This window comes from Cupriavidus sp. L7L (assembly GCF_004353535.1).
Lineage (GTDB): Bacteria > Pseudomonadota > Gammaproteobacteria > Burkholderiales > Burkholderiaceae > Cupriavidus > Cupriavidus oxalaticus_A.
This window is the reverse complement of record NZ_SMNY01000010.1, coordinates 568,961-594,535: the sequence shown is the minus strand read 5'-3', so window position 1 is coordinate 594,535 and position 25,575 is coordinate 568,961. Positions and strand designations below refer to the sequence as shown.

The window sequence follows — 25,575 nt, the reverse complement described above, 5'->3', positions numbered from 1 at the left end:
GCTGTCTTGTTCACCTAGACTAATGGACAGCGGCAAACATAGCGCGCGGTAAGGGAGGAGACATGGAAGCAACCTTCTTTCCCGCCATTCTGGTGGCGGCGGCATTGGCTTGTTTCGTTTGGCAATTGCGAAACCGGTTCCTGCTGTACTGCAAATGGTCCGGTGCGGTCTCGCGACGCGAAAGCCGGTTCATGACCTGCAGCTTCGCTGGGTGGAGTGAAAACATCGGACGGCGCACAGCATACTCGCAATCATTTTTCCCGCTATCGGCCAAAAGGATTAGCCGCATATATACCTTCTCCTCGTTGCCAAGTCCTGGTTTGCGCTGAAGAATTCAGTCATGGACCACGGGAGGCTGACGATGGAAATGCGTTGGGAGAAACTCTACTCAGGCGGCCTGGCCGAATTCCACAAGTCCGAATCCGGGGCCTGCCGCGCGGCGCGGCGCGCAAGCGCGTTGGACGCAGTGTGGCTGGGGGCGCTGTTGACGGTATTGATAATCGGTAGCGCCCTCCTCTTCAAATGACACCGACACGGGGACGCCCGGCCTCATGTCGTCTCCAGTCGGGTGCCAGGCAAGATGGCCACGCCATGCGCTTCGCATCCGCTTGCGTCATGCCCCGCCTCATAGGTATAGTCACCCGCGATGACTCCATCGCGGAGACTTGCCGATGAGCGCCTTCATTGCACGCAGCCGGGCCAGCGCAGTGGCGTACATCAACGCCTGCGCGAAAGGTACTGTCGAGCTGGACTATGAGACAGCGTGGGAGGATGCGATCGAGCTCGGGCGGCTGGGCCAGAAGCTGGGCGTCGATGTCCAGTACCGGACAGTCGAGCATATCTGCGTCGAATCTGCCGACGCCCTGACACGCGGACTGCGTGAAGAGAAGCGGACCTTCCGGCAGCGATACCTCTATTGCAGGTTCGACATGGTTGCACTGCCTGAGACGATCCTGTGCGAACTCGAGTCGCTTGCCATCGAGCATGGCGACTACATCTTGCCCGGCCATTTGCTCGGGGAAACCACCCTGGTCTGGCGCTAGTAATATCGGCGGGATCACTGCGCCCTGCAGTGTGGCGTCGTGGCCTGAGGTGGCGATAGGCAAATTCACCTAAGGATCAATCCCTACAGGCATTATGTCCCCTCGAAAGTAGGATAAGAGGACGAACTATGCGAGGGTTTCCGCTATGCGTCCTCACTATGCTACCGAGGCGGACTGGCCGGACATTAAGGCGCTCCTGCACGCCTCATCATTATCCGTGGCGGGGGTTCAGGACCGGATCGGCCAATATATGGTAATCCGGGATAACGCCGGCCTGCTCGGCTGCGCAGGGCTGGAGCGCTATGAGAATACGGGCGTCCTAAGGGGCCTTGCCGTTGCACAGCGCGCCCGCTCATCCGGCCTCGGCGAACTCCTCATTTCCGCCATTGTCGCGGACGTGCGTCGCGACGGCGTCGAATCTATCGTGCTGCAGACCAGCAATGCCTCCGGCTACTTCGCGCGAATGGGCTTTACGCCTATCAGCTACGCGGAACTCGCTCCGGCGGTTCTTGCCTCCCCGGCCATGCGCCGCGACCAGGTCGAAGCCGGGACACTGATGCAAATAGCGCTGTGAAAATCGCCACCTGTGCCGTGGCCGCGCCCTCCCTCGCTAAGGTATGCTTTCGCCTTCAAAACGGTCTTCGGCAGGGGAAGAAATGCGGCGCGTCGTATTCAATCAAAAAGGCGGAGTTGGCAAGTCAACAATCGTATGCAATCTCGCGGCGATCAGCGCCAGCGAAGGCTTGCGCACTTTGGTCGTTGACCTGGATGCCCAGGGCAATTCGACCCAGTACCTGATGGGCGCGCGCGCCGGCGACGCAAGCCCGAGCGCGGCAAACTTCTTCGAGGCGTCCCTGACCTACAGCTTCAAGCCGGTGGACCTGGCGTCATTTATCCACCCGACGCCTTTTGAGAATCTCGATGTGATGCCCGCGCATGCCGACCTCGACGCGCTGCATGGCAAGCTTGAATCCCGCTACAAGATCTACAAGCTGCGCGATGCCCTGGTCGAGCTGGAGGCGACCTACGACGCGATTTACATCGATACTCCGCCAGCCCTGAATTTCTATACCCGTTCGGCGCTGATTGCCGTGGAGCGCTGCCTGATCCCGTTCGACTGCGATGATTTTTCGCGGCGAGCGCTTTACACGCTGCTCGATAACGTCAAGGAAATCCAGCAAGACCATAACGATGCGCTGGAGGTCGAGGGCATCGTCATCAACCAGTTCCAGCCGCGTGCCAGCTTGCCGGCAAAGCTGGTCGAAGAACTGGTCACCGAGGGACTGCCGGTACTCGAGTCGCGGCTGTCTTCGTCGGTAAAGATCCGGGAATCGCATCAGCACGCCATGCCGATGATCCACCTTGACCCGCGGCACAAGCTGTCGCAGGAGTACCTGGCGCTGCACCGGGAACTGGCGGGCTGAAGGCCGTCATTCCAGCACCTGCACCGGAACCCGTCACCGGAACCCGATGCGCCGCGCTCCCTCCCGGAACAGCGCCTCCCCGTCGGCATCGAACGGGAACGTCAGCAGGAAATCCTCGAGCGAGTAGCGCGGCGCGACCTTGTAGATCGCCGCGGCCTGGGCCCGCGCCTGCTCCAGCGAGTCGGCCAGCGCCAGCGTGCAGGCGGCGATGGCGTGGATATGCGGGAAGACGTTGGGCCGCGCGGCGGCCTTGACGGCCCAGCCGGCGGCTTCCTCGAAGCGCCCGAGCCGGACCAGCGCCATCGCCCGCGTGGCCAGCATGCCGAACAGCATCGGGTCGAACGGACTCAACTGGCGCGACAGGTCCGATGAATCGATCGCCGCCTGCGGGTCGCCGGAGATCGAGCGGACGAACGACAGGTTGTAGTGCCCCAGCGCGAAGTTGGGGCTCAGGTCGATGGATTGCTCCAGCTCGCCGACGGATTCTTCCGGACGCCCCCGCAGCCACAGCGCCCGACCCATCGCCCAGTGCACCGCGGGGTCGCGGTCATCCACCATCATGCCCTGTACCGCGGCTTCGTAGGCCTTGTCGATTTCCGGGCCGCGCTTCTCCCAGTTCTGGAACGCGTCCTGGAAATGCGTGAAGGACAGGCCGGCGTAGGCGCGCGAGAAGGTGGGGTCCAGTCGCAGCGCCGCCTGGAAGAAATGCCGGGCCATCTCGTTGTCGGCGCGGCGATACCGGTACATGTGCCACAGGCCGCAGTGGTAGGCTTCCCACGCATCGAGCGAGCCCGGTGGCTTCAGGATGGCGCGGTTGCGCTCCAGCGTCTCGATCTCGCCGGCGATGGAGGCGACGATGCGGTTGCCGACTTCCTCCAGCACAAGGAAGGCATCGTCCAGCTTGTGGTGGAAGGTATCCGCCCAGACGATCCGGGCGCTGCGTGTCTCGGCCAGTTCGACAGTCACGGTCAGGCGCCCTTCCCGCGTGCTGACGGTGCCGCCCACGACGTAGTCGACATTCAGCGTCCGGCCTGCGGCTTCCGCGCCGACATGGCGCTCATGCAGGGCGAACACGGTGCCCTGCGCGATGACAAACAGGCTGCGCAGCTTGGCAAGCCGCGTGATGATGTCGTGCGCCAGTGCATCGGCAGCGCCGCCGCGCGCCGGCACCGCGGTGGACGGGTCGACGAAAGGCATCACCGCGATGGAGCCGTGCCGGGGACGTGCCGGCGAGGCCTCGGGGGCCTCAGCGGCCTCAGAGGCGCTTGCGACCGCGGTGACTTCGACCACCGCATTGCGCCCCACTGCCCCGCCCGCCGGCGTGGCCATGGCCGCGCGCCAGGCATTGCGGATCGGCCGGCTGTCCAACCCTTCGGCCTCGAACAGCCTGGTGGTTGCGGCGACGTGCTCTTCCCCTTCGCGAAGGCGGCCCTGGCGGGCGAGCGCAGCGAGGATGGTGGCGTGCACCTGCTGGTCGAATGGCGCCAGCTCGCGCCACTTGTCCAGGTAGCCGAACGTCTCCTCGTCGGCAGCGCCCTGCGCGAGCTGCTCCAGCAGCGCGGCGTGGCAGGCCCGGAAGCGCCGCCGTTGCGCGGTGAGCCACGTGCTGAACGCCGGGCAGCGCGCAAGCTCGAGGCCTTCGAGAAAATCCCCTTCGAACAGCATCGCCAGGGCGCGCTGCCGCTCCGGCGCGAGGGCGGCGACGCCTGCCTCCATGGCCTGCGAGACCGCCAGCGCATCGACAAACCCGTCTGCCAGGTCCAGCCAGATCGTGTCGCCGCTGGTGCGCAGCCGCTGCCGTGCTGCGGAATCGACCAGCTTGCGGATCCGGCTCAGGCACCAGCGCAATTCGCCACGTGGATCGTTGGGCACCTCCCACAGCAGTTCGCAGAGCTGGCTGCGCAGCACAAGCCGCGGCGCAAGCGCCAGGTATGCGAGCAGCGCGCGTACTTTCCTCGACGCCGGCAGCGATAGCGCAACGCCCTGCTGCCGGACGCGGACCGGACCAAGTAGCTGGATCTGCACCGGCGGGATGCCGGCTGCGGGCGGCAGGTTCGATTCCACGGCAATTTCCACGGCGGCTACCACGCCATCTTCCACGCGCGCGGCAAAAGATCGGCACCTGAACGACCTGAACGACCTGAACACAGGAAAGGAGACGGGATCATGGACACCACCGTGCATGTGCGCAGCCGCGGTCATCTCACCATCGCGCTCGCGGCCGGAGCGGTTTTCGCGCTGGGGCTGGGCCTGCGCCAGTCGCTGCCGCTCTTCATCAGCTTACTCAACTCTCATACCGGCGTCGGCTATGCCACCGTCAGCCTGGCCTTCGGCGTGTCGCAGCTGATGTGGGGGGTGGCGCAGCCGGTGGCGGGCGCGATCGCGGACCGCTGGGGGCCGCGGCCGGTGATGATCGCCGGCGCCACGCTGTTTGCCGCCGCGGTCGCGGCCACGCCGGCCGCGGACAGTGCCATCGCGCTGATGCTGCTGATCGGGGTCGCCGCGGCCGCCGGGTCCGGCGCGATCGGGCTAGCCATGCTGATGTCGGCGGCGAACCGGCTGATCCCCGAGGCACATCGCGCCCTGGCGAGCGGCATTGTCAACGCGGGCGGCTCGGTCGGCCAGTTCACGATCCTGCCCCTGACCCAGTTGCTGATCGGCTCCGCGGGCTGGCAGCCGGCCCTGGTGCTGCTCGGGGCGGCGGGCCTGGCCGCGATCCCGGCAATCCGGGCCATCACCCGCGCGGCGCCGGCCCATGCCGTCGCCCACACCGGAACCGCTGCCGGCGGCTCGGTTGGCACGGCACTGAGGGGCGCGGTGCGCGATCCCAGCTTCCTGCTGCTCAACGCGGGCTTCTTCGCCTGCGGCTTCCATATTGCGTTCATTTCGACGCACCTGCCCGGCGTGGTGGCGCTTTGTGGAATGCCCGCCACAGTCAGCGCGTGGTCGCTGTCGCTGATCGGCCTGTGCAACATCCTGGGGAGCCTGTTCATCGGCAAGGCCATCCAGACCGTGTCGATGAAATACGCGCTGACCGCCCTTTACTTCGCACGAGGGCTGCTGATCCTGGCGTTCTTCATGGCGCCCAAGACGCCGGTGACCTTCGCGCTGTTCGCTGCCGGACTCGGCTTCACGTACCTGTCGACGGTCCCGCCGACCGTTGGGCTGGTCGCCAGGTTGCGAGGTGCCCGCTACCTGGCCACGCTGTTCGGCGTCGTCATGCTGTCGCACCAGCTTGGTGGATTCCTGGGCGCCTGGCTTGGTGGCAAGGCCTTCGAGATGACCGGCCGCTACGACTGGATGTGGCTCGCCGACATCGCGCTTTGCCTGCTTGCCGCCATGCTGCACCTGCCGATCCGCGAGGCACGCCCCCTGCCCCTCGCTGCCGCGCAGATCCAACCCACCTGAGGAGACTGTCATGCGTTCATTCCACTCGGCATCCTTGCCTGTGCCCTCCCAGACCTTCTGCCGCGAGGCCGGAGCCGGACCCGGCGTCGTCTGCATCCATGCCAATGCCGGCACCTCCGGACAATGGCGTGCGTTGATGGAACAGCTCGCCCCGCGCTTCCACGTGCTGGCGCCGGATTCCTATGACGCGGGCCAGGGTCCGCGCTGGCCCTCGGACCGGGTCATTTCGCTGCGCGACGAGGTGGCGCTGATCGAGCCGGTGCTTGGCAAGGCTGGCGCATCGCCGGCGCTGGTGGGGCATTCGTATGGCGCCGCGGTGGCATTGGTCGCCGCGCTGGCGCAACCCGGCCGCGTGCGCGCGCTCGTGCTGTACGAGCCCACGCTGTTCTCGCTGCTCGATGCGCAGCAGCCCGCGCCGAATGACGCCGATGGCATTCGCCATACCGTCGCCGCCGCGGCGGCTGCGCTCGACGCCGGCAACGAGGACGCCGCCGCCGAACACTTTATCGACTACTGGATGGGAGCGGGAGCGTGGCGGCAGACCCCCGCGCAACGCAAGGCACCGATTGCCGCGTCGGTGAAGAATGTCCGCCGCTGGGCGCACGCGCTGTTCACCGAGCCCACGCCGCTGCAGGCATTCCGGTCACTCGACGTACCGGTGCTCTGCCTGGTGGGCAAGCGCTCGACGCGGTCAGCGCATGCCGTGGCGCGGCTGCTGGCGGCGGCATTGCCGCGGGTGGAAGTGGTGGAGTTCGCGCAGCTCGGGCACATGGGCCCGTTGACGCATCCGGAGACGGTCAACCCGGTGATCGCGGAGTTCCTCGAACGCCACCGGCAATGAGCCTCGTCCGTTCATCCATCGCGGCTACAAGGCGAGCGTAAACGGCAGCAACAGCGCATTCACCAGCAGCAAGCCGAAGAAAAGGATCGCGATGGCTGCGGAGATGCTGCGTGACCGTGCGCGCCCTGGTCCCGCCGTTCGCCGTGTCCATAGGAAACCTGCCCCCATGCCGAGCACCGCCAGCCCGGAAAACACACTCTCCGCGGTCAGCGCGGCCGGGTAGGACACGGCGGGGGTGGTGTTGAAGCTTTCGATGAACGGGAGCGATTCCATTTCCCGGGCTGCCGGCGCTGGCGCAGCCGCGGGAGCCGGCTGCGCCATCACCTGCGCGATCAGGACCGCTTGCGGAGCAGGCAATGCTGGCGCCGGTGATGGATCCGGCACGGGCTGCGCAGTCGTCTCTTCATGAGCGGCGGTCAGTGCCTGGGGCGGCACCGGGGTCGGCGGGATAGGCGAGATAGGCGAGATAGGTGTGATGACTGCGATGGCCGGCGTAGCTGGTGTGGACGAGGCCTTCGGCACCTTGGCCCGGGGCGGCGTGGGGACAGGCCGCTCCGAAGCAGTTTTCATCGAGTCCCGTTCCCGCCAGAACTTTGCGAACAGGCTTTCCAGGCAGCGCGCCGAGTCGCACGCATCACGCCGCGCACGCCACGCCGAGATGTCGCCATCGTCGATCCTGCCCTTGCGCAACATCCGCTGCTGCTCGGCGTAGATTTTCTCGTAGCGGTCGGACAACCGGGACGAATCGCAGATCAGCCCGTGGCGCTGGCGCGGCCTGGGCTCGTCAGTGGCAACAATCGTGCATCGCACGCCGGAACCGTCCGGGTTGAAGCAGCGGACCGTGGATTCGCCCGGCGGCGACTTGCATGCGAGGTCGGAGGCCCATGCACCGCCGACGCCGAAAAGGCACGCAGCAACACCTGCTGCAACCACCGAAACCAGGCGACCAAGGATCCTTTCCATCATGTTGCCCCATCGTGAATCGGCCCAAGGCTTTCAAGCTAGTCGCTAGTTGGTGGGTCATACAAGTGTCGGTTTTCGCAAGGCTGCGCAAGCGCACATGGTGCCTGGCTACCTGGGCTTTCATGTGGGTGTACGGACCACTTTGCGTGGGTGGCACCGGTGAATCAGGCCGGGCGCGCCATCGCGGCGCGTCCGGCCTGCGGGCACTGCCCGGCCGTTATTCGACCGCGATACCCTTGTCGCGGATGACCTTGCCCCACTTGGCATAGTCCGCGCGGATGCGCTGGCTCATCTGCGCCGGCGCCTGGTAGCTGGCGATGGCGCCCGCCTTCAGCAGCTTGTCCTGCACGTCCTTGTCGGCCAGGATCTTGCCGACTTCGCCGGAGATGCGGTCGACCACGTCCTTGGGCGTGCCCGGGGGCGCCAGCAGGCCGCCCCACGACACTGCGTCATAACCCTTGAAGCCCTGCTCCGCAATGGTCTTGACGTCGGGCAGCATGGCGACGCGCTGCGGCGAGCCGACGGCGATGGCGCGTAGCTTGCCGGCCTGGATGTGCGGCAGCGCCGCGACCAGGTCGGCATACATGATCGGCACTTGCCCGCCGATGGTGTCGCTGATCGCCGGCACGCCGCCCTTGTACGGCACGTGCTGCATCTCGAAGCCGCCCATCTGCTTGAGCAGTTCCATGCTCAGGTGGCCGAAGCTGCCGGCGCCCGAACTGGTGTAGTTGAGCTTGCCCGGCTGCGCCTTGGCCTGCGCGATCAGCTTGGACAGGTCGGTCACGTTGGGCAGCAGCGTCGGGTTGACCACCACCACGATGGGCAGGTCATAGACCGTGGCCACCGGCGTGAAATCCTTGGTGGTGTCGTATCCCGCCTTCTTGTACAGGAACGGCGCCAGCAGCGTCGGCGTGGCCAGCATCATCAGCGTGTAGCCGTCCGGCGCGCTCTTGGCGACCTGGGCCGCGGCGATGGAGCCCGACGCGCCGGCGCGGTTTTCCACCACCACCGGCTGCTTGAGGGCTTCGCCCAGCTTCTGGCCGACGATGCGCGATGCGGTATCCGTGGGCCCGCCCGGCGGGAACGGCACGACCAGCTTGATGGGCTTGGCCGGCCACGATTGGGCGAAGGCGCCGCTGGCCAGCAGCGGTGCGGCGGCCAGCGCCAGGAGCGCGCGGCGGCGGGAGTGAACCATACGGGTAATGTCTCGAATACGCACTTTCATGTTCCAGTTGAATCAGCGCAAGGCAATCCAGCCCCCTTGCCGGGCGCGCTGCGCGTGGGCCATGGCCTGCATGGCACGACGCGCGGCGCGAATGCTCAGGCGGACGCGGGCGCGTCCGGCAGCGTCAGCACGCCGCTGGCCTGCAGCGCCTGCAGCTGCTCATCGCTCATCTGCAGCAGGTTTTGCAGCACGGCACGCGTGCCTTCGCCCAGCGTGGGCGGCGCGCTGCGGATCGGCAGGCGCTGGCCATCGAGCCGGTAAGGCGGCGCGAACACATGGGTGGTGCCGGCGACCGGGTGCGGCATCTCGCGCAGCAGGCCGCCCTGGCGCGTGCGCTCGCTGGTCAGGGCCTCGTGCAGCCCGGCCACCTTGCCGCACGGAATGCCGCAGGCGCTCATGCGTTCGAGCAGCAGGTCGCGCGCAAAGCTGCGGATCAGGCCCGTGATCAGCGGGGTCAGCGTCTCGCGGTTCCTGGCGCGCTCCACATTGGTGGCATAGCGCGGATCCTCGACGATGTCCGGACGCTCGATCACCTGGCGGCAGAACTTGTCGAACTGGCTGTTGTTGCCGACCGCAATGATCAGCGGGCCATCGGCTGCCTCGAACATGCCGTAGGGCACTATCGACGGGTGGGCATTGCCGTAGCGGGCCGGATCGCGGCCCAGCAGCATGGCGTCCAGGCCGTAGTAGCCGGTCACCATCAGGCCGCAGTCGTAGAGCGCCATTTCGATCAGCTGGCCCTTGCCCTTGCGTTCGCGGCGGAACAGTGCCGCCAGCACGGCCTGGGCGGCGTACATGCCGGTCATCAGGTCCACCACGGCCACGCCAAACTTCAGTGGCGGCGTGTCCGCTTCGCCGTTGAGCGCCATCAGCCCGGCTTCGCCCTGGATCACCAGGTCGTAGCCGGGGCGCTTGGCCTCGGGGCCGCTGCTGTTGTAGCCGGAGACCGCGCAATAGATCAGCTCGGGTTTGATGGCCTTGAGCTGCTCGTAGCCCAGGCCCAGCTTCTCGGCGCCGCCGGTCTTGAAGTTGTGGATGACCACGTCGAACTGCGGCAACAGGTCATAGACGATCTGCACGCCTTCCGTGCTCTGCAGGTCCAGCGTGATCGACCGCTTGTTGCGGTTCATGCTGTTGAAGTACGTGGTCTCGGTCTTGCCGATGCGCATGCCCCAGTCGCGTGTATCGTCGCCGCGGCCGGGGTGCTCGACCTTGACGACTTCGGCGCCGAAGTCGGCCAGGACCTGGCCGCACAGCGGGCCGGCGAACACACGCGACAGATCGAGTACGCGCACGCCCTCAAGCGGGAAGTCGATGCCTTGGGATGATTCGGGCGTCTGCAAGTCTTGTCTCCTTGGGCTGTTTCGGGGTACGAGCCGTCTTTGGGAAATCGTAGCCCATGCCGGGCTGGCGGCAACGCATGGCAGGCGTGGCCGTGGTGTGGCGCCATGGTGTGGCGCGGTCAGCCCATCATTTTTGCTTGGATAAATAGCCTATACAATCCCAATCGATATTGACAAAATGTTCAATGGAATTTGACAACGCGCCGAGCCAGGGTCCCAAATGCATGGCGCCCGGGCATCCGACGATGGTCGAATGCCCGGGCGCCATGCTTGCTTCACATTTGCCGGTAGTTACCTGCCTGCTTCAGTGGCTGGCTCCCTCCACCGCGCCGATGCCGGTCTCGGAGCGCAGCTCCTGCGCCTCGAAGCCGGCCTTGTCCACGCGGGCCCGCGTGGACTTGTCGGTCACCGAGAAGAACCAGATCCCCAGGAAACCGGCCGTCATCGAGAACAGCGCCGGCGACGTGTACGGGAACGGCGCGCTGCTGAAGTGGAACACGTCCACCCACACCGCCTGCGACAGGATGGTCAGCACCACCGCCGACAACAGCCCGATAAAGCCGCCAACCGTGGCGCCGCGCGTGGTGCAGCCCCTCCACAGCACCGACATGAACAGCACCGGGAAGTTGGCCGACGCCGCCACGGCAAACGCCAGCGACACCATGAAGGCGATGTTCTGCTTCTCGAACACGATGCCAAGCACCACCGCGACCAGGCCGAGGATGATGGTGGTGATGCGCGACACGCGCAGTTCGACCGAACTCGTTGCCTGTCCCTTCTTGAAGACCGTGGCATAGAGATCGTGCGAGACGGCCGAGGCGCCGGCAAGCGTCAGGCCCGCGACCACCGCGAGGATGGTGGCAAAGGCCACGGCGGAGATGAAGCCGAGGAACACGTTGCCGCCCACCGCGCTGGCCAGGTGCACCGCCGCCATGTTGATGCCGCCCAGCAACTTGCCACTGCCGTCCTGGAAGCTCGCGTTGGTGCCCACCAGCACGATCGCGCCGAAGCCGATGATAAAGGTCAGGATGTAGAAGTATCCGATCCACGTGGTGGCCCAGAACACCGACTTGCGCGCCTCCTTGGCATTGGGCACGGTAAAGAAGCGCATCAGCACGTGCGGCAGGCCGGCGGTGCCGAACATCAGCGCAATGCCGAACGAGATCGCGGAGATCGGGTCCTTGATAAAGTTGCCCGGGCTCATGATCGATTCCTGCTTGGCATGGACCTCCACCGCCTTGGCGAACAGCGCCTCGGGGCTGAAGTGATACTGCGCCAGCACCATGAATGCCATGAACGAGGCCCCGCCCAGCAGCAGGCACGCCTTGATGATCTGCACCCAGGTGGTCGCGGTCATGCCGCCGAACAGCACGTACACCATCATCAGCGCGCCGACGATGACCACGGCGACCCAGTATTCCAGCCCGAACAGCAGCTTGATCAGCTGCCCCGCGCCGACCATCTGCGCGATCAGGTAGAACGCCACCACCACCAGCGTGCCCGATGCCGCGAACGCGCGCACCGGCGCCTGCTTGAAGCGGTATGCGGCGACGTCGGCAAAGGTGAAGCGGCCCAGGTTGCGCAGCCGTTCGGCCATCAGGAACGTAATCACCGGCCAGCCCACCAGGAAGCCGATCGAATAGATCAGGCCGTCATAGCCGTTGGCATACACCGCAGCGGAGATGCCCAGGAACGACGCCGCCGACATGAAGTCGCCGGCGATCGCCAGGCCGTTCTGGAAGCCGGTGATGCCGCCGCCGCCCGTGTAGAACGCAGCGGCCGACTTGGTCTTGGACGCGGCCCACTTGGTGATGTACAGCGTGCCGAGCACGAACACCACGAACATGCCGATGGCGGTCCAGTTGGTCGGCTGGCGCACGGCCTGCCCCATGTCGCCGCCGGCGGCGAACACGCCCGCCGACAGCAGCAGCGCCGCGGCGCCGAGAATTGCGTGGCGGGCGTTCATGCGACCTCCCGCTTGATACGTTCGGTCAGCTCGTCGTAGGTGCGGTTGGCATGCTGCACATACAGCCCGGTGATGAGCACCGTGAACACGATCACGAACAGCCCGATCGGCATGCCCCACGTCATCACGCCCTCGCCCATCTTCCTGGCCAGCAGTTCCTTGTCGAAGGCGATCAACAGCACGTAGCCGTAGTAGATCACCAGCATTGCCGCGGTCAGCAGCCAGCCTAGGCGCGAACGCCTGCGCACCAGCTGCAGATAATTGGGATTGGCCTTCAGTCGCCTGACCAGATCTTCATGCATTCCTGTCTCCTGCCATCTATGCGTGGTCTTGCCGGATGCACCCGCGGCGGGACGCCGCGAGTCCGTGCTGCATAAGGTAATGGCCGCCCCTTACCTGCTTCTTACACGGGACGGAAATCGGCACCGGGTAAACGCTGAGTGAGGCGCGGGACAGGAGGCTCCGTGGCGATGCAGGTTGTTGGTTGGCATGGGCGAAGCATGCGCCGCAAGTCGGGCCGCGCCCAACACTCTTGTCATGGACGAACGGCATTTCCCCGGGTAGCGGGACGTCGGCGGCATTTTCTTCCCGCTGCATCCGGTGGCATGGCTCCTGCGTAAATGCAAGCGGACGCTGCAGCGTTCTGCCCTCTTGTTACCGTTCATCGGAGTACCGCCATGATTCGACAGTTCGCTCACACGTTCCTTGCCACCGCCGCGATCGCAGTGGCCTGCACCGCCAGCATCGCCCATGCCGCCACGCCGCGCGACAGCGGGCACGCCGGCGACAAGTACGGCTATTCCTTCCGGGTCGACATGCGTGATGCATATAGCGACAGCGCACGCGCCGGCCGCTTCGACGTGTTCGCCGAAGGCGCCAGCACCGAGGCTGCGTCCGCCAATGCGCAGTCTCTCTCTGGCATGGACCGCAGCGGTGTATCTGCTGATCCGGCGCGCAAGTTCGACGTCCATTCCGACGGTGCACTGGCAGGCATGGACCGCAGCGGTGTATCGGCTGACCCGGCGCGCAAGTTCGACGTCTATTCCGACGGTGCACTGGCAGGCATGGACCGCAGTGGTGTATCGGCTGACCCGGCGCGCAAGTTCAACATCTATTCCGATGGGGCATTGGCGTAAGCAATGCCAGTATGGCCTAGCCGTACTTCCCGCCCGGCAGCGCCATCTCGATTGCGCTGATCAGTTCCTGCAGGCGCAGCGGCTTCGCGCACACCGCATCGAAGCCGCTTTCCATTGCCAGGCGCCGGTCCTGCTGGCGCGTGAAGGCAGTCAGGGCGATGGCCGGCACGCGCGCACGCGAGCCGATCACCTCCTGCGCGCGCACTTCGCGGATCAGTTCATTGCCGTCGCGGCCAGGCAAGCCGATGTCGCTGATGATCAGGTCCGGCGAGGCGTTCGCCATCTGCGCCAGGGCGTCGTCGCTGTCGCGCGCGCTGCGGACATGGGCGCCAAAGCCGGCCAGGATGGCAGTGAGGGCGGCGGCCGCATCGCTGTCGTCTTCCACCAGCACGATATCGAGTCCGTCCAGCCGCGTTGCGCTCTCGGGTGCGCCGTGGTCAGTGCCGCCGGCAGCTTCTGCCTCCACTGGCTCGGTGCCCGGCGCCAGCAGCGGGATGGCAATTTCAAAGGTGGCGCCGCGGCCGACCCCCTCGCTGCAGGCCTGCACGATGCCGCCATGCATCTCGGCCAGGCGCTTGACGATTGCCAGCCCGAGGCCCAGCCCGCCCTGCACGCGACGATTGGGGCCGTCGCTCTGGGTAAAGCGGTCGAACAGGAACGGCAGGAATTCCGGATCGATGCCGCGGCCCGTGTCGACCACGGACACGCTCAGCGTTTCCGCATCGGACTTCGCGATCACGCGGACGGTGGCGCCTTGAGGCGAGAACTTGATCGCGTTGGAGATGAGGTTCCACAGGATCTGCTGGAAGCGCGCCGGATCGAGCCACGCAGCCTGCGCCAGGTCCGGGGCGATCTGCGCCTCCAGCGACAACCGCTTCTCGCTGGCCATCAGTTGCATGCTGTCGAGTGCGGCGCGGATGACGGTGGCCGGGTTCGCCATCTCGCGTTCCAGCTTCATCTTGCCGACATTGAGCAGCGACACGTCGACCAGGTCGGCCACCAGCCGCTGCTGGATGGCGACATTGCGCTCGACCGCGGCCAGCCCGCGGCGCCCTTCGTCGGTGCTCACGTGGCGGCCCAGCACATGGGTCCAGACCGAGATCACATTGAGCGGGTTGCGCAGCTCGTGCGACAGGATGGCAATGAACTCGTCCTTCATGCGGTTCACGCGCTCGACGCCGGCACGCGCCGCCTGTTCGCGCTCGATCAGCTGCTCCTGCTGGCGCTCAAGGTGGAGCCGCTCGGTAGCGTCGGTCACGACCGCGACCCGGTCGCCCGATGGCGTTGTGGGGGAAATGTTCCAGTCGAGGTGGACCGGCTCGCCCGCCGCATCGAGCAGCGGGAACGATCCCTGCCAGCCCTCGTCCGCGGGCACCGTGGCTTCGGCGGCGCGCGCGGCGAAATCGCCGGGCGCGAGCGCTGTGACGCGCTGCCCGAGCAGATCCGATGCGGGCCGCTGCAGCAGCGTCAGCATGGCGGGATTGACGTCGATCAGCTGGCCGCGCGCGTCCAGCACGCAGATGCCGCTGGTGGCCTGCTGGTAGATCGCGCGCAGGCGCGCCTCGCTCTCGCGCAATGAACGCTCGGCCGCGGCGGCGCGAGCCAGCGCCGAGACCGTGGCAATCAGCACTTCCGGTTCGGCGGGATGGACCAGGTAGGCCGTGGCGCCGGCATCCAGCCCGCGCGCCTTGTCGTAATCCTGCACGTAGGTGGCTGACAGGTGGACCACCGGCAGCGTCGCGGTATCCGGATCGGCACGCAGCCGTTCGCACACCTGGATCCCGTCGATATCGGGCAGGTTGACGTCGAGCACCATCACGGAAATGCCCGGCGTCCCCGCCAGGCGCAAGGCATCCAGTCCGCAATCGGCCTCGGTCGTCTGGAACCCTGCGCTCTTGAGCACGCGCACGGTTGAATAGCGGGTGACCGGATTGTCGTCGACTACCAGTACGCACGGAGGCGACGCGGATGGTGCTGCCTGCTGCGTGGATTGCGGGTCCATGATCATGCCTTTGCCGCGCCCGCCGCCTGCGCTGCAGGATAGGTGAGCGGCAGCGTGACGTAGAAGCGCGAGCCGACATCGACTTCGCTTTCGAAACCGACCCGCCCCCCGAGCACCTCGGCCAGCCGCTTGCTGAGCGCAAGGCCAAGCCCGGAGCCGCGCAGGCGGCGCTGCAGCGGCGAATCGATCTGGACGAAATCCTGGAACACCGCGCCATGCATCGCCGCGGGGATGCCGATGCCGGTGTCCTTGACCGAGAACATGACCTCGGCCTCGCCCACCAGCCTCGCGGAAATGCGGACTTCGCCGCGCGGCGTGAACTTGAGCGCGTTGGAGATGAAGTTGCGCAGGATCTGCGACAGCTTGCGGTCGTCGCTGTAGAGGTTCGGCACCTCGTGCGGCTCCTCGAAGATCAGCGACACCTCGGGATTGGTCAGCACCGGCTTGAACATGCCGCGCAGCGTATCGAACAGCGCGACCATGTCGAACCATGCCGGCGACACGTCGACCCTGCCCGCTTCGAGCTTGGCCAGGTCGAGCAGGTCGTTGACCATGTCGGCAAACTCCGCGGCGGTCTCGCGCACGAACATCACCTGCCGTTCCTGCTCGGTGGTGAGCGGACCGTCCACGCGATCGATCAGCAGGCGGGTGATGCTCTGGATCGCGACGATGGGAGTGCGGAATTCATGGCTCATGTACGCCAGGAAACGGCTTTTCAGCTCGGTGGCCTGGCGCAGCTGTTCCGCCTGGATGTCCAGTTCTGCATACAGCGCCACCACGCCGCGGTTGGTCTCCTCCAGTTCCGCGCGCAGGCCATCGCACTCGCGGATCTTGGCTTCCAGTGCCTCGCGCAGTTCGTCCGGGCTCAGCGGGGTGTCCGGCGGCAAGCGGGAGTAGTCGTGGCTGGCCATGCTCAACCCTCAGCGCGGCGGATCACGAGCACGGTGGTGTCATCCCGGCCGCGGCTGAACTTCCATACGATAAACGCGGCGATCAGCGTGGGGTCGTGCCGCAACAGGCTGGCATCGTCCAGTTGCCAGCGCGACTGCACGCCATCCGAGAACAGGATCAACAGCGCATGGGCCGGCCAATCCAGCACCTGCTCCTGGATGGTATGCACCTGGATTCCGGCGGTGCCATGCTGCGGCAGCAGCGTGCGGTCTGCCGTGCCGGAAATAACGCGGCCCATCACATTGCCGGCCCCGGCGAAATGGATCTGGTTGCCGCGCAGGTCCAGCCGCGCCGCGCTGACGGCCGCGCCGCGGGTGCTGCGCAATGCCGCGTGGGCACGTTGGAGGACCTGGGACGGGCTGCCGCAGGGCTTCTCGGCAAACGCCGCCAGCGCGGCGCTGGCTGCGTCGGCGGCCAGCGGGCCATGCCCGAGGCCATCGGCCAGCACCACGTCGGCGCCACCATCGTGCTGTGCCACGGCCCAGCCGTCGCCGCTGACCTGCTCGCCGGGTGCGGCCAGGCACACCGCCCCGACCATGCAGCCGCGCACCGGCGCCCCGCGCACCGGGCACCCGCCCGGCTCCCGGTCCCGATAGAACCGCGCCAGGATGACGCTGCCCTGTCCGAAGCGGCTGACGATATCGAAGTCATCGGCCATGCGCCGTACCGCGCCCAGCCCCTGACCGGCGCTGCCCGCGCTGGAATAGCCGTCGCGCAGGCAGGCCTGCGGATCGCGCATGCCAGGCCCGTTGTCCAGCGAGATCAGCTCGATCAGCATGCGGTCGCCGAGGGCGCGGGCGCCAATGAATATCCGGCCGCCGACGGCATGGCGTACCAGGTTGCTGCAAAGCTCATTCGCCACCACGGCGACCCGGCCCGCCAGCACGCTGTCGAAGGCCAGCCGCGCGCACAGGTCGGCCGCGAGCCGGCGGGCTTCGCCGACCCGGCTGGCGTCGTCCATGGGCAGCACGGCGGCGGGACCCTGTCCGCTACTTCCACCGAGTGACACTGACACAGGTTCCCTCCCCGACTTGGGTGCGGATGGAGAAATCGTTAACCAGCCTGCGGCTGCCGGACAGGCCCATGCCCAGGCCGTTGCCGGTAGTCCAGCCATCGGTCAGCGCCAGGTCTACGTCCCGGATGCCAGGGCCCTTGTCCTCGAAATGCAGCCGCAAGCCGCGGCGAACGCCTTCGTCGATGACTTCCCAGCGCATTTCGCCGCCATGCCCGTGCACCACCGCGTTGCGGGCCAGTTCACTGGCCGCCGTAATCATCTTAGTCTGCTCGACCAGTGAAAACTGCAACTGGGCGGTCAGCGTACGCACGACCGAGCGGGCCTGCACGACATCGCGCTCGTCGCGCAGCGGGATCGTTCCGGTGGTGCCGAGCGCGGATTGCGTCACCTGAGCTCACCCCGCTGCGCCTTGTCCAGCAGCGCCATGCCGCGCTCGACGTTGAGCGCGGTCCTGACGCCAGTCAGGGGCAGCCCAAGTTCCACCAGCGTGATCGCCACGGCCGGGCGGATGCCGACCACGACCGTGGCCGCGCCCAGGATGCGAGCGATATCGGAAATGCCGACAAGCATGCGGCCGATAAACGAATCGACCATTTCCAGCGCCGAGACGTCGATCAGCACGCCGCGCGCGGTGTTCTGTTCGATGCTGGCCGCCAGGTCTTCCTGCAGCCGCAGGGCGGTCTGGTCTTGCATGTCGATCTGGATCGTGACCAGCAGGTAGGACCCCATGCGCAGGATCGGAATCCGCTCCATGCGTGTGCCTCCGATCAGACCGGCTGGTGGGACACTATGTGCCCCGTCAGCCGCATGGCGGTGGCCAGCGCGTCGGCCAGCGTCGCCTTGGTCACGATGCCTTGCAGGTCGATGCCCAGATGTACGATGGTCTGCGCGATCTGCGGCCGGATCCCGCTGATGATGCTCTCCGCGCCCATCAGCCGGATCGCGGTCACCGTCTTCAGCAGGTGCTGGGCCACCAGCGTGTCGACCGTCGGCACGCCGGTGATGTCGATGATGGCCAGCGTGGAGCCGGTTTCGACGATGCGCTGCAGCAGGGTTTCCAGCACCAGCTGGGCACGGCTGCTGTCCAGCGTGCCGATCAGCGGTATCGCCAGCACCCCTTCCCACAGCTTGATCACCGGCGTCGACAGCTCGAACAGTTCCTGCTGCTGGCGCCGGATCATGTCCTCGCGGCTGCGCTGGTAGGTGGACATGGTCCACTGCGCCATGCGATCGACGATGGCGGACGCGGCCCAGATCACTTCGATTTGCGCTTCCAGGTTGCTGCGGTCGCGCTGCAGCGCCTCGAAGATCGGCCGTTTGAGCGCCAACACGAAGCCGCTGGTCACGTCCGCGGTCTCGCCTTGCGCGGCACGCGAGGCCGACAGGTCGGCGAGCGCCTCGCGCAGCTCGGCGAACGGCGCCTGCTCGAAGCCGCCTGCATCGCCATTGGCGTGCAAGGCTGCCTGGAGGCTCCGCAGGATGGAGCGTTGCTCCCTGGCAAGAGTGCCGGTGAAGCCGCGGCCGCCGGACAACGACTGGTATTCGGTGGCCCAGCTATCGGCCAGGTTCTCGGCTTCGGCGTGCAACAGGTCGGCAAGGCGCTGGTTTTCTGGACGCATGGGCATGGCGAAAGTTGTAAGCGATGCACAGGAGACAAAGGAGTCGGTGTCAGTGCATTCTAGGAGGGATTGATAGCTCACTCCACGTTTCATCGCGCCCTGCAAAACAAAGACGGGCGCAGCCGTGTGCACTGCCGTGCACGGCTGCGCCCGTTCCGGGCCTGTCCTATGCCCGATGGCTGATGGCTACTTCGGATCGGCAAACCGCTTGCCGCGCGCCGCCAGGTCCGCCAGCAACGGCGCGGGCCGGAACTCCTCGCCGAGCATTTCCTCGTACTGCCGCAGCGTGCGCACCACCTTGTCCAGCCCGATGGTGTCGGCATAGAACATCGGGCCGCCCCGGTATACCGGCCAGCCATAGCCGTTGTTCCAGATCACATCGATATCGGACGCCCGCAGCGCCTTGCCCTCCTGCAGGATCTTCGCGCCCTCGTTGATCATCGGGAAAACGCAGCGCTCCAGGATTTCCTGGTCGGATACCGCGCGGCGGGTGCGGCCCTGGCGCGTGGCAAAGTCGCGGATCACCCGCTCCACCACCGGCGACGGCCGCGCGTTGCGCTGCGCGTCGTAGTCATAGTAGCCCGCGCCGGTCTTCTGGCCGCGCCGGTCCATCTCGCAAAGGATCTCGCGCAGCGTCGATCCGGTCGAACGCTCGCGCACCCAGCCCAGGTCCAGTCCCGCCAGGTCGCTCATCGCGAACGGGCCCATCGGGAAGCCGAAGTCATACAGCACGCGGTCGATGTCCCACGGCAGCGCACCCTCCAGCGCCAGCCGTTGCGCCTCGCGCTGCCGCTGCGCAAGCATGCGGTTGCCGACGAAGCCGGGGCAGACGCCCACCAGAGCCGCGACCTTGCCGATCTTGCGGGCCAGTTCCATCGACGTGCGCACCACGGGCTTCGCGGTCTTCTCGCCGCGCACCACTTCCAGCAGCTTCATCACATTGGCCGGCGAGAAGAAATGCAGCCCGATCACGGCTTCTGGACGCGACGTGGCCGCGGCGATCTCGTCGACATCCAGCGCCGAGGTATTGGTGGCCAGGATGGCGCCCGGCTTGACGATCCGGTCGAGCCGGCCGAACAGCTCCTTCTTGACTTCCATGTTCTCGAACACGGCTTCGATCACCAGGTCGGCTTCGGCCAGTTGCTGCAGGTCCAGCGTGGGCGTCAGCAGCGCCATGCGTGCCTCGACCTCGGCGGCGCCCAGGCGCCCCTTCTTCATGGTGTTGTCGTAGTTCGCGCGGATGGTGCGCAGACCGCGGTCGAGCGCCTGCTGCGTGGTCTCGACGATGGTGACCGGCATGCCTGCGTTGAGGAAGTTCATGGCGATGCCGCCGCCCATGGTGCCTGCGCCGACGATGCCGACCCTGGCCACGGGGGTAGCCGGCACATCGGCGCCGATGTCGGGCACGTTCCAGACCTGGCGCGAGGCAAAGAAGACGTAGCGCTGCGCGGCGGACTGCGTGCCCCCCATCAACGCCTGGAACAGCTCGCGCTCGCGCCGCAGCCCTTCGTCAAAGGGCAGTTCGACCGCCGCCTCGATGCAGCGGATATTGGCCTCGGGCGCCTCGAAGCCGCGGAAGCGGCGCGCGTTGGCCTGGCGGAAGGCGGCGAACAGTTCGCCCTGGCCGCGCGCGGGGGCGATCCTGTCGTCAAGGTCGCGCACCTTGCGCAGCGGCCGCTGCTCCCCGACGATCCGGCGCGCGAAGGCGATCGCATCGGCGCGCAGCGTGGCATCGTCGGCAAGCGCGTCGAGCAGGCCCATCTCGGCGGCCTCGGGCGCGGGCACATGGGTGCCGTAGGCGACCATTTCCAGCGCCCTTTCCGCGCCGACCAGCCGGGGCAGCCGCTGCGTGCCGCCTGCGCCCGGCAACAGCCCGAGATGGACTTCGGGCAGGCCGCATTTCGCGCTGCGCGCGGCAATGCGGTAATGGCATACCAGCGCCACCTCCAGCCCGCCGCCGAGCGCGGTGCCGTGGATGGCGGCGACCACGGGCTTGGGGCTGTTCTCGATGGCAGCCTGCACCTCGGGCAGCCCGGGCGGCACGAACGGCTTGCCGAACTCGGTGATATCGGCGCCGGCAATGAAGGTCTTGCCGGCACAGGCCAGCACGATGCCCTGCACAGCCGGATCGGCGATGCAGCGCTCGATTCCCTGCAGGATGCCGGCGCGCACCGCGGCGGAAAGCGCGTTGACGGGCGGCGAATCGACGGTCAGCACGGCGATATTGCCGTCCACGGCCAGGCTGGTGACTGCGTTGATGGCGGTCATGCAAGCTCCTTGTACTTTCGGGGAAAGGAAAGGGGACAGGGGAATCGGCCGGCAATGCCTCAGTCACGCAGCCCGACCATGTCGTCGGCGCGGTCCGGCCGGTTCCGGCGCGACCGCGGATCGGCAATGCGAAGTGCCAGCACAAAGGCGGCCAGCTTGACCGCGATGGCCACGACGAAGACCAGCGGGAAGTGCACCGACTGGGCCAGCAGCCCGCCGATCACCGGACCGACGGCCATCATGCTGAACGTGGCCGTGTCGGAAACGGCGAGCAGCATCGGCCGGTCCTTGCGCGCCCCGAACTCCATCACCAGGTTGTCCGCCGAGATAAAGAAGCCGCCGAAGCCCGCGCCCAGGCCGCAGAACGCCAGCAGGAAGCCCGGCAGCGTGGCGCACCCCAGGAGCCACGCCGTGGCGGCGACCCACGTGGCGATACTGGCCAGGAACACGACCCGGTAGCCATGCCTGTCAGCGACGCGGCCCCAGGCGAGATTGCTGCCCGTCTGCGCCAGCAGGTAGGCCAGGCTCAGGTACCCGAGCGTGGCGCCATCCAGCCCCAGCAGCCGGCCGGCGTAGATCGCATAGAACGGCATCGCCATCATGCCCAGTGCCACCAGTGCCCGCGCCAGGAAAAAGCGCACGAAATCCCGGTCGGCTGCCAGCAGCGCCGGCAACTCACCCACGCGCCGGCCGAAGCCCGCGCGCACGCGCACGTCGTGCAGCGCCGGCTCGCGCATGCCCGCCAGCGCCGAGATCCCCAGGCTGGTCAGCACGAAGGCGGCCAGGAAGGTGGCGGCATAGCCGTTGCCGAACACATCGTTGCCGACCAGGTAGCGCCCGCCCATCCACGCCACCGCCGCCGCGGTGAGGCCGCCGAAGAAATTGCGCAGCGCAGTCAGCCGCCCGCGCCGTGCCAGCGGGATGATCTTGGAGGTCAGGTAGTTGAAGCTGACGTTCTGCACGCCGTTGAGCAGCCCGAACAGCAGCAGGAAAGCCGCCGCGGCCACCAGCGCGCCGCGCCCGCTCAGCAGCAGCGCCGATAGCCCCAGCCCCAGGATCTGGCCGCGCACCAGCCAGCCCACCAGGTAGATCAGCGGCATCACGCGCTGGCGATGCTCGATCAGCGTCGCGCCCCAGATCGACGAGGCTGCCATGCCGGCATACTGGGCCGCGAGCACGAGGCCGACGGTGAGTTTCGAACCCGACAGCAGGTACAGGTAAGCGGGCACGAAGGTGGGCGCGGTCACCAGCCGGAAACCGGTCATGCCAAGCATCCCATGGATCAGGAACGCCTTCGCGTTGCGCGGCAGGTGGCGGTCGACATGGTCGCGGAAATGCTGTTCGGCGCGCTGTTGCTCCGCCTCCGCGGCTTCGCCCAGCAGCGCGCCGCTTATGCCGGCCTGCGTTGTCACGTTGTCTCCCGCTGTGGGTCCGGCGCAATGGTCGATGCCGGATGCTTTTTCGTGTTTCTGGTATGGCTGCGATAAATGCTAGCACAAGCGTTCGTTTTTCGAGCATGGCGACATTGAGCAGTTTCGAAACTAGGGAATCGAGGCGGCGAGCTGGCATCGAAAGCGGGGAGGCGAGCCCTTCCAAGGCGGTCGCAATGCGGCACGAGTCCCGCGATTTTGGCCATACATGCCATGAAAATTCCGCATATCACGCACGTTTGCTGCACCGCATTAGCGCGGCAATGCCTTTGCCGTGGCTGCTTCCAGTCCCATCGTGGCTCTTCCCTCCATTTCCTGATGACAGCGCTCTGCCGTCCATTTTAGGTTTTGGAGTATTGACGATGCCAGAAGCCGCTTGTATAAAAGTTCCTGCCGCTGCGTAGCTGTCGACGTTTTTCGAAAATCAAGACTGCTATTGCAGTGCCCCTGATTCTGCCGGCCGCCAGGCAACAGCGCAGGACACGGGCCCACAGGCGCACAACAAGGAGACGAGCTTGGACGCACTGGAAACGTTCCGGCAGCAGGCACACGCCTGGCTGGAGGCCAATTGCCCCCCTGAGATGCGCCTGCCGATGCAGGACGAGGACGACATCTGCTGGGGCGGCCACAAGTTCCGCTACCAGTCTGAGGCGCAGCGGCTGTGGCTGCAGCGGATGGCTGAACAGGGCTGGACCGTGCCGGAATGGCCGCGCGAGTATGGCGGCGCCGGATTGAGCGCGGCCGAGGCACGGGTGCTGCGCGCCGAGATGCAGCGGCTGCACTGCCGCGTGCCGCTGCAGAGCTTCGGCATCTCCATGCTCGGGCCCGCGCTGCTGAAATACGGCACCGAGGCGCAGAAGCGCGAACACCTGCCCAGGATCGCGCGCGGCGAAATCCGCTGGTGCCAGGGCTATTCCGAACCCAACGCCGGCTCCGACCTGGCCGCGCTGCAGACGCGCGCCGAAGAGCACGGCGACCATTTTGTGGTCAACGGCCAGAAGATCTGGACCTCGTATGCCGACAAGGCCGACTGGATCTTCTGCCTGGTGCGCACCGATTTCGCGGCGCAGAAGCACACCGGCATCAGCTTCCTGCTGTTCGACATGGCGTCGCCGGGCGTCTCGACCCGCCCGATCGTGCTGATCTCCGGCAAGTCGCCCTTCTGCGAGACCTTCTTCGACGACGTGAAGGTGCCGCGCCACCAGCTGGTCGGCGAGCTTAACGGTGGCTGGGCCATCGCCAAGTACCTGCTGACGCATGAGCGCGAGATGATCAGCGCGATCGGCAGCCGCGGCTTCCGCCAGCCGCTGGGGCGCCATGCCGCCAAGGCCATTGGCGTGGACGAGCGCCACCGGCTCGACGACCCGGTGCTGCGCGCGCAGATCGCCCGCTTCGAGGTCGACGAGGCCGCCTTCGCCGCGGCCGGCGAGCGCGCCCGCGACTTGGCGCGGCAAGGCGAAGGCATGGCCGCGTTCTCGTCCGTGCTGAAGTACTACGGCGCGGAACTGAACAAGCGGCGCTACGAGCTGCTGATGTCGGTCGGCGGCACCGATGCGCTCGAATGGGAAGGCCCGCGCAGCCAGGAAGGCGCGGTGGCGCGGGCATGGCTGCGCACCAAGGCGAATTCGATCGAGGGCGGCACCAGCGAGGTCCAGCTCAATATCGTCGCCAAGCGCCTGCTCGGCCTGCCCGGCGCCTGAGCCGCCGCGCCATCCTCCACGACCCAACATCTGCCAGACGCCGCCATGCCCATCGTATTGACCGACACGCAGGAGATGCTGCGCGACAGCGCCATGACGTTCCTGCAAGAGAACGCCCCGATCTCCGCGCTGCGCGAGCTGCGCGACACCCGCGACCCCGTCGGCTTCTCGCGCGAGTTGTGGCAGCGCTGCGCCGCGCTGGGCTTTACCGGGGTAATGATCGACGAGGCCTATGGCGGCAGCGGCCTCGGCGCGGTCGAGGCCGGCGTGATCGCGGAAGCGATCGGCACCACGCTCGCGCCGCTGCCCTTCCTGTCCACCGCCGTGCTTGGCGCATCGCTGGTCGGCCTGTACGGCAACGACAGCCAGCGCAGCGCGCTGCTGCCGGCGCTCGCCGCGGGCCGGCACCTGATGGCTTTGGCGCTGGATGAAACTGCCCGGCACCGGCCCGAGCGCATCGCCACGCAGGCGCGGCGCGACGCGGACGGCTATGTGCTTGATGGCAGCAAGGTCTTCGTGGTCGATGGCCATGTGGCCGATACGCTGGTGGTCGCCGCGCGCACGGGCGCCGCCGGCGCGAGCGACGGCGTCTCGCTGTTCCTGGTCCCGCGCGACCACGCCGGCGTACAGGTGGAACGGTCCGTGCTGGCCGATGCCACCAATGCCGCGCGCATCGTCTTCGACGCCGCGCGGGTGCCGGCCGACGCCCTGCTGGGCGACGAGGGTGCCGGGGCGCAAATGCTGGAGCGCGTGCTGGACATCGCCCGCGCGGTGCTGTCGTCGGAACTGCTCGGCATCGCGGATTCCTCGTTCGCGCGCACGCTGGCGTACCTGAAGGAACGCAGGCAGTTCGGCAAGGCCATCGGCGAATTCCAGGCGCTGCAGCACCGCGCCGCGCATCTCTTTGCCGAGATCGAACTGGCGCGCGCCGCGGTGCTGCGTTGCCAGCAGCGGCTCGACGAAGGCAACGCCGACGGTCCCGAGCCGCTGGTCTGCGTGGCCAAGGCCAAGGCCGGCGATACCGCCACGCTGGCGGTGCAGGAAGGCGTGCAGATGCACGGCGGCATCGGCATGACCGACGAATTCGATATCGGCTTCTTCATGAAGCGCGCCCGCACCGCGCAGGAATGGCTGGGCGACGCGAACTGGCAGCTCGACCGCTGGGCCACGCTGCGCGGCTACTGAGCGGCTGAGAAGCTGAGAGATTCGGCCCCATCCGCAGGGGCCTGCAGGACATCACG

23 protein-coding genes are annotated in these 25,575 nt (G+C 66.9%); 9 read left to right on the top strand and 14 right to left on the bottom strand.

All coding sequences use genetic code 11. From position 1 onward, the window contains the following. The first annotated feature begins 62 nt into the window (after window positions 1-62). The 4 genes from E1J61_RS14385 to E1J61_RS14370 all read left to right on the top strand — a co-directional run bounded on the left by E1J61_RS14385 (window position 63) and on the right by E1J61_RS14370 (window position 2,467). The gene (locus E1J61_RS14385; protein ID WP_133094700.1) at window positions 63-329 is read left to right on the top strand and encodes a hypothetical protein; all 267 of its coding nucleotides are present in this window, start codon (window positions 63-65) and stop codon (window positions 327-329) included. A gap of 342 nt (window positions 330-671) precedes the next feature. Then, window positions 672-1,043, top strand: coding sequence for a PHA-granule associated protein 4 (locus E1J61_RS14380; RefSeq protein ID WP_133094699.1), 372 nt, complete (start codon window positions 672-674; stop codon window positions 1,041-1,043). A gap of 145 nt (window positions 1,044-1,188) precedes the next feature. Continuing rightward, window positions 1,189-1,617, top strand: a complete 429-nt coding sequence (locus E1J61_RS14375; protein ID WP_133094698.1) for a GNAT family N-acetyltransferase — start codon at window positions 1,189-1,191, stop codon at window positions 1,615-1,617. Window positions 1,618-1,699: 82 nt separating this feature from the next. Next, a complete protein-coding gene (locus E1J61_RS14370) occupies window positions 1,700-2,467 on the top strand; it encodes a ParA family protein (protein WP_133094697.1) in 768 nt (255 codons plus the stop codon). Window positions 2,468-2,500: 33 nt separating this feature from the next. On the opposite strand, the gene E1J61_RS14365 is transcribed toward E1J61_RS14370, so the two are convergent. After that, window positions 2,501-4,531, bottom strand: coding sequence for a transcriptional regulator (locus tag E1J61_RS14365; RefSeq protein WP_243736865.1), 2,031 nt, complete (start codon window positions 4,529-4,531; stop codon window positions 2,501-2,503). 102 nt (window positions 4,532-4,633) lie between these two features. Between E1J61_RS14365 and E1J61_RS14360 the strand changes: the two genes are divergently transcribed. After that, entirely contained in the window at window positions 4,634-5,875 is a 1,242-nt protein-coding gene (locus tag E1J61_RS14360) for an MFS transporter (protein ID WP_133094696.1), read from the top strand. A gap of 10 nt (window positions 5,876-5,885) precedes the next feature. Continuing rightward, a complete protein-coding gene (locus tag E1J61_RS14355; RefSeq protein WP_133094695.1) occupies window positions 5,886-6,716 on the top strand; it encodes an alpha/beta fold hydrolase in 831 nt (276 codons plus the stop codon). A 24-nt stretch (window positions 6,717-6,740) separates the two neighbouring features. On the opposite strand, the gene E1J61_RS14350 is transcribed toward E1J61_RS14355, so the two are convergent. The 5 genes from E1J61_RS14350 to E1J61_RS14330 form a co-directional block, all read right to left on the bottom strand. Then, window positions 6,741-7,682, bottom strand: coding sequence for a GntR family transcriptional regulator (locus E1J61_RS14350; protein WP_133094694.1), 942 nt, complete (start codon window positions 7,680-7,682; stop codon window positions 6,741-6,743). Window positions 7,683-7,896: 214 nt separating this feature from the next. Next, window positions 7,897-8,874, bottom strand: coding sequence for a tripartite tricarboxylate transporter substrate binding protein (locus tag E1J61_RS14345; RefSeq protein WP_133094693.1), 978 nt, complete (start codon window positions 8,872-8,874; stop codon window positions 7,897-7,899). A gap of 125 nt (window positions 8,875-8,999) precedes the next feature. After that, entirely contained in the window at window positions 9,000-10,247 is a 1,248-nt protein-coding gene (locus tag E1J61_RS14340) for a CaiB/BaiF CoA-transferase family protein (protein ID WP_133094692.1), read from the bottom strand. Window positions 10,248-10,551: 304 nt separating this feature from the next. Then, complete coding sequence (locus tag E1J61_RS14335) at window positions 10,552-12,213, bottom strand: cation acetate symporter (protein ID WP_133094691.1); 1,662 nt, start codon at window positions 12,211-12,213, stop codon at window positions 10,552-10,554. Further along, the gene (locus E1J61_RS14330) at window positions 12,210-12,515 is read right to left on the bottom strand and encodes a DUF485 domain-containing protein (protein ID WP_133094690.1); all 306 of its coding nucleotides are present in this window, start codon (window positions 12,513-12,515) and stop codon (window positions 12,210-12,212) included. The genes E1J61_RS14335 and E1J61_RS14330 overlap by 4 nt, the downstream gene beginning before the upstream one ends. A 375-nt stretch (window positions 12,516-12,890) precedes the next feature. Here E1J61_RS14330 and E1J61_RS14325 point away from each other — a divergent pair, with 375 nt between their 5' ends. Further along, entirely contained in the window at window positions 12,891-13,349 is a 459-nt protein-coding gene (locus tag E1J61_RS14325; RefSeq protein ID WP_133094689.1) for a hypothetical protein, read from the top strand. A 16-nt stretch (window positions 13,350-13,365) separates the two neighbouring features. Here the strand turns inward: E1J61_RS14325 and E1J61_RS14320 are convergent, their stop codons facing one another. The 8 genes from E1J61_RS14320 to E1J61_RS14285 all read right to left on the bottom strand — a co-directional run bounded on the left by E1J61_RS14320 (window position 13,366) and on the right by E1J61_RS14285 (window position 22,616). Then, window positions 13,366-15,351 (bottom strand): response regulator, encoded by a 1,986-nt coding sequence (locus E1J61_RS14320; RefSeq protein ID WP_133094688.1) that lies wholly within the window; start codon window positions 15,349-15,351, stop codon window positions 13,366-13,368. 2 nt (window positions 15,352-15,353) lie between these two features. Further along, a complete protein-coding gene (locus E1J61_RS14315) occupies window positions 15,354-16,262 on the bottom strand; it encodes a sensor histidine kinase KdpD (RefSeq protein WP_133094687.1) in 909 nt (302 codons plus the stop codon). A 2-nt stretch (window positions 16,263-16,264) separates the two neighbouring features. After that, a complete protein-coding gene (locus tag E1J61_RS14310; RefSeq protein WP_133094686.1) occupies window positions 16,265-17,263 on the bottom strand; it encodes a SpoIIE family protein phosphatase in 999 nt (332 codons plus the stop codon). A gap of 28 nt (window positions 17,264-17,291) precedes the next feature. Then, window positions 17,292-17,705, bottom strand: coding sequence for an anti-sigma regulatory factor (locus E1J61_RS14305; RefSeq protein ID WP_133094685.1), 414 nt, complete (start codon window positions 17,703-17,705; stop codon window positions 17,292-17,294). Then, entirely contained in the window at window positions 17,702-18,070 is a 369-nt protein-coding gene (locus tag E1J61_RS14300) for an STAS domain-containing protein (RefSeq protein ID WP_133094684.1), read from the bottom strand. Before E1J61_RS14300 ends, E1J61_RS14305 begins: the two co-directional genes overlap by 4 nt. A 14-nt stretch (window positions 18,071-18,084) precedes the next feature. Further along, on the bottom strand, window positions 18,085-18,936 hold the full coding sequence (locus E1J61_RS14295; protein ID WP_133094755.1) for an STAS domain-containing protein: 852 nt from the start codon (window positions 18,934-18,936) through the stop codon (window positions 18,085-18,087). A gap of 186 nt (window positions 18,937-19,122) precedes the next feature. Continuing rightward, on the bottom strand, window positions 19,123-21,204 hold the full coding sequence (locus E1J61_RS14290; RefSeq protein ID WP_133094683.1) for a 3-hydroxyacyl-CoA dehydrogenase NAD-binding domain-containing protein: 2,082 nt from the start codon (window positions 21,202-21,204) through the stop codon (window positions 19,123-19,125). A 59-nt stretch (window positions 21,205-21,263) separates the two neighbouring features. Next, the gene (locus tag E1J61_RS14285; RefSeq protein WP_133094682.1) at window positions 21,264-22,616 is read right to left on the bottom strand and encodes an MFS transporter; all 1,353 of its coding nucleotides are present in this window, start codon (window positions 22,614-22,616) and stop codon (window positions 21,264-21,266) included. A gap of 533 nt (window positions 22,617-23,149) precedes the next feature. Here E1J61_RS14285 and E1J61_RS14280 point away from each other — a divergent pair. Next, window positions 23,150-24,334 carry an acyl-CoA dehydrogenase family protein gene (locus E1J61_RS14280; protein ID WP_133094681.1) on the top strand — a complete coding sequence of 395 codons (1,185 nt, stop codon included), beginning with the start codon at window positions 23,150-23,152 and terminating at the stop codon, window positions 24,332-24,334. Window positions 24,335-24,379: 45 nt separating this feature from the next. Next, window positions 24,380-25,519 carry an acyl-CoA dehydrogenase family protein gene (locus E1J61_RS14275; RefSeq protein ID WP_133094680.1) on the top strand — a complete coding sequence of 380 codons (1,140 nt, stop codon included), beginning with the start codon at window positions 24,380-24,382 and terminating at the stop codon, window positions 25,517-25,519. Window positions 25,520-25,575: the final 56 nt, after the last annotated feature.

Coding starts and splice junctions, on each gene's coding strand:
- E1J61_RS14385 (WP_133094700.1), top strand. CDS start 63: ATGGAAGCAACCTTCTTTCCCGCCATTCTGGTGGCGGCGGCATTGGCT.
- E1J61_RS14380 (WP_133094699.1), top strand. CDS start 672: ATGAGCGCCTTCATTGCACGCAGCCGGGCCAGCGCAGTGGCGTACATC.
- E1J61_RS14375 (WP_133094698.1), top strand. CDS start 1,189: ATGCGTCCTCACTATGCTACCGAGGCGGACTGGCCGGACATTAAGGCG.
- E1J61_RS14370 (WP_133094697.1), top strand. CDS start 1,700: ATGCGGCGCGTCGTATTCAATCAAAAAGGCGGAGTTGGCAAGTCAACA.
- E1J61_RS14360 (WP_133094696.1), top strand. CDS start 4,634: ATGGACACCACCGTGCATGTGCGCAGCCGCGGTCATCTCACCATCGCG.
- E1J61_RS14355 (WP_133094695.1), top strand. CDS start 5,886: ATGCGTTCATTCCACTCGGCATCCTTGCCTGTGCCCTCCCAGACCTTC.
- E1J61_RS14350 (WP_133094694.1), bottom strand. CDS start 7,682: ATGATGGAAAGGATCCTTGGTCGCCTGGTTTCGGTGGTTGCAGCAGGT.
- E1J61_RS14345 (WP_133094693.1), bottom strand. CDS start 8,874: ATGGTTCACTCCCGCCGCCGCGCGCTCCTGGCGCTGGCCGCCGCACCG.
- E1J61_RS14335 (WP_133094691.1), bottom strand. CDS start 12,213: ATGAACGCCCGCCACGCAATTCTCGGCGCCGCGGCGCTGCTGCTGTCG.
- E1J61_RS14330 (WP_133094690.1), bottom strand. CDS start 12,515: ATGCATGAAGATCTGGTCAGGCGACTGAAGGCCAATCCCAATTATCTG.
- E1J61_RS14325 (WP_133094689.1), top strand. CDS start 12,891: ATGATTCGACAGTTCGCTCACACGTTCCTTGCCACCGCCGCGATCGCA.
- E1J61_RS14320 (WP_133094688.1), bottom strand. CDS start 15,351: ATGGACCCGCAATCCACGCAGCAGGCAGCACCATCCGCGTCGCCTCCG.
- E1J61_RS14315 (WP_133094687.1), bottom strand. CDS start 16,262: ATGGCCAGCCACGACTACTCCCGCTTGCCGCCGGACACCCCGCTGAGC.
- E1J61_RS14310 (WP_133094686.1), bottom strand. CDS start 17,263: ATGGACGACGCCAGCCGGGTCGGCGAAGCCCGCCGGCTCGCGGCCGAC.
- E1J61_RS14300 (WP_133094684.1), bottom strand. CDS start 18,070: ATGGAGCGGATTCCGATCCTGCGCATGGGGTCCTACCTGCTGGTCACG.
- E1J61_RS14295 (WP_133094755.1), bottom strand. CDS start 18,936: ATGCGTCCAGAAAACCAGCGCCTTGCCGACCTGTTGCACGCCGAAGCC.
- E1J61_RS14290 (WP_133094683.1), bottom strand. CDS start 21,204: ATGACCGCCATCAACGCAGTCACCAGCCTGGCCGTGGACGGCAATATC.
- E1J61_RS14275 (WP_133094680.1), top strand. CDS start 24,380: ATGCCCATCGTATTGACCGACACGCAGGAGATGCTGCGCGACAGCGCC.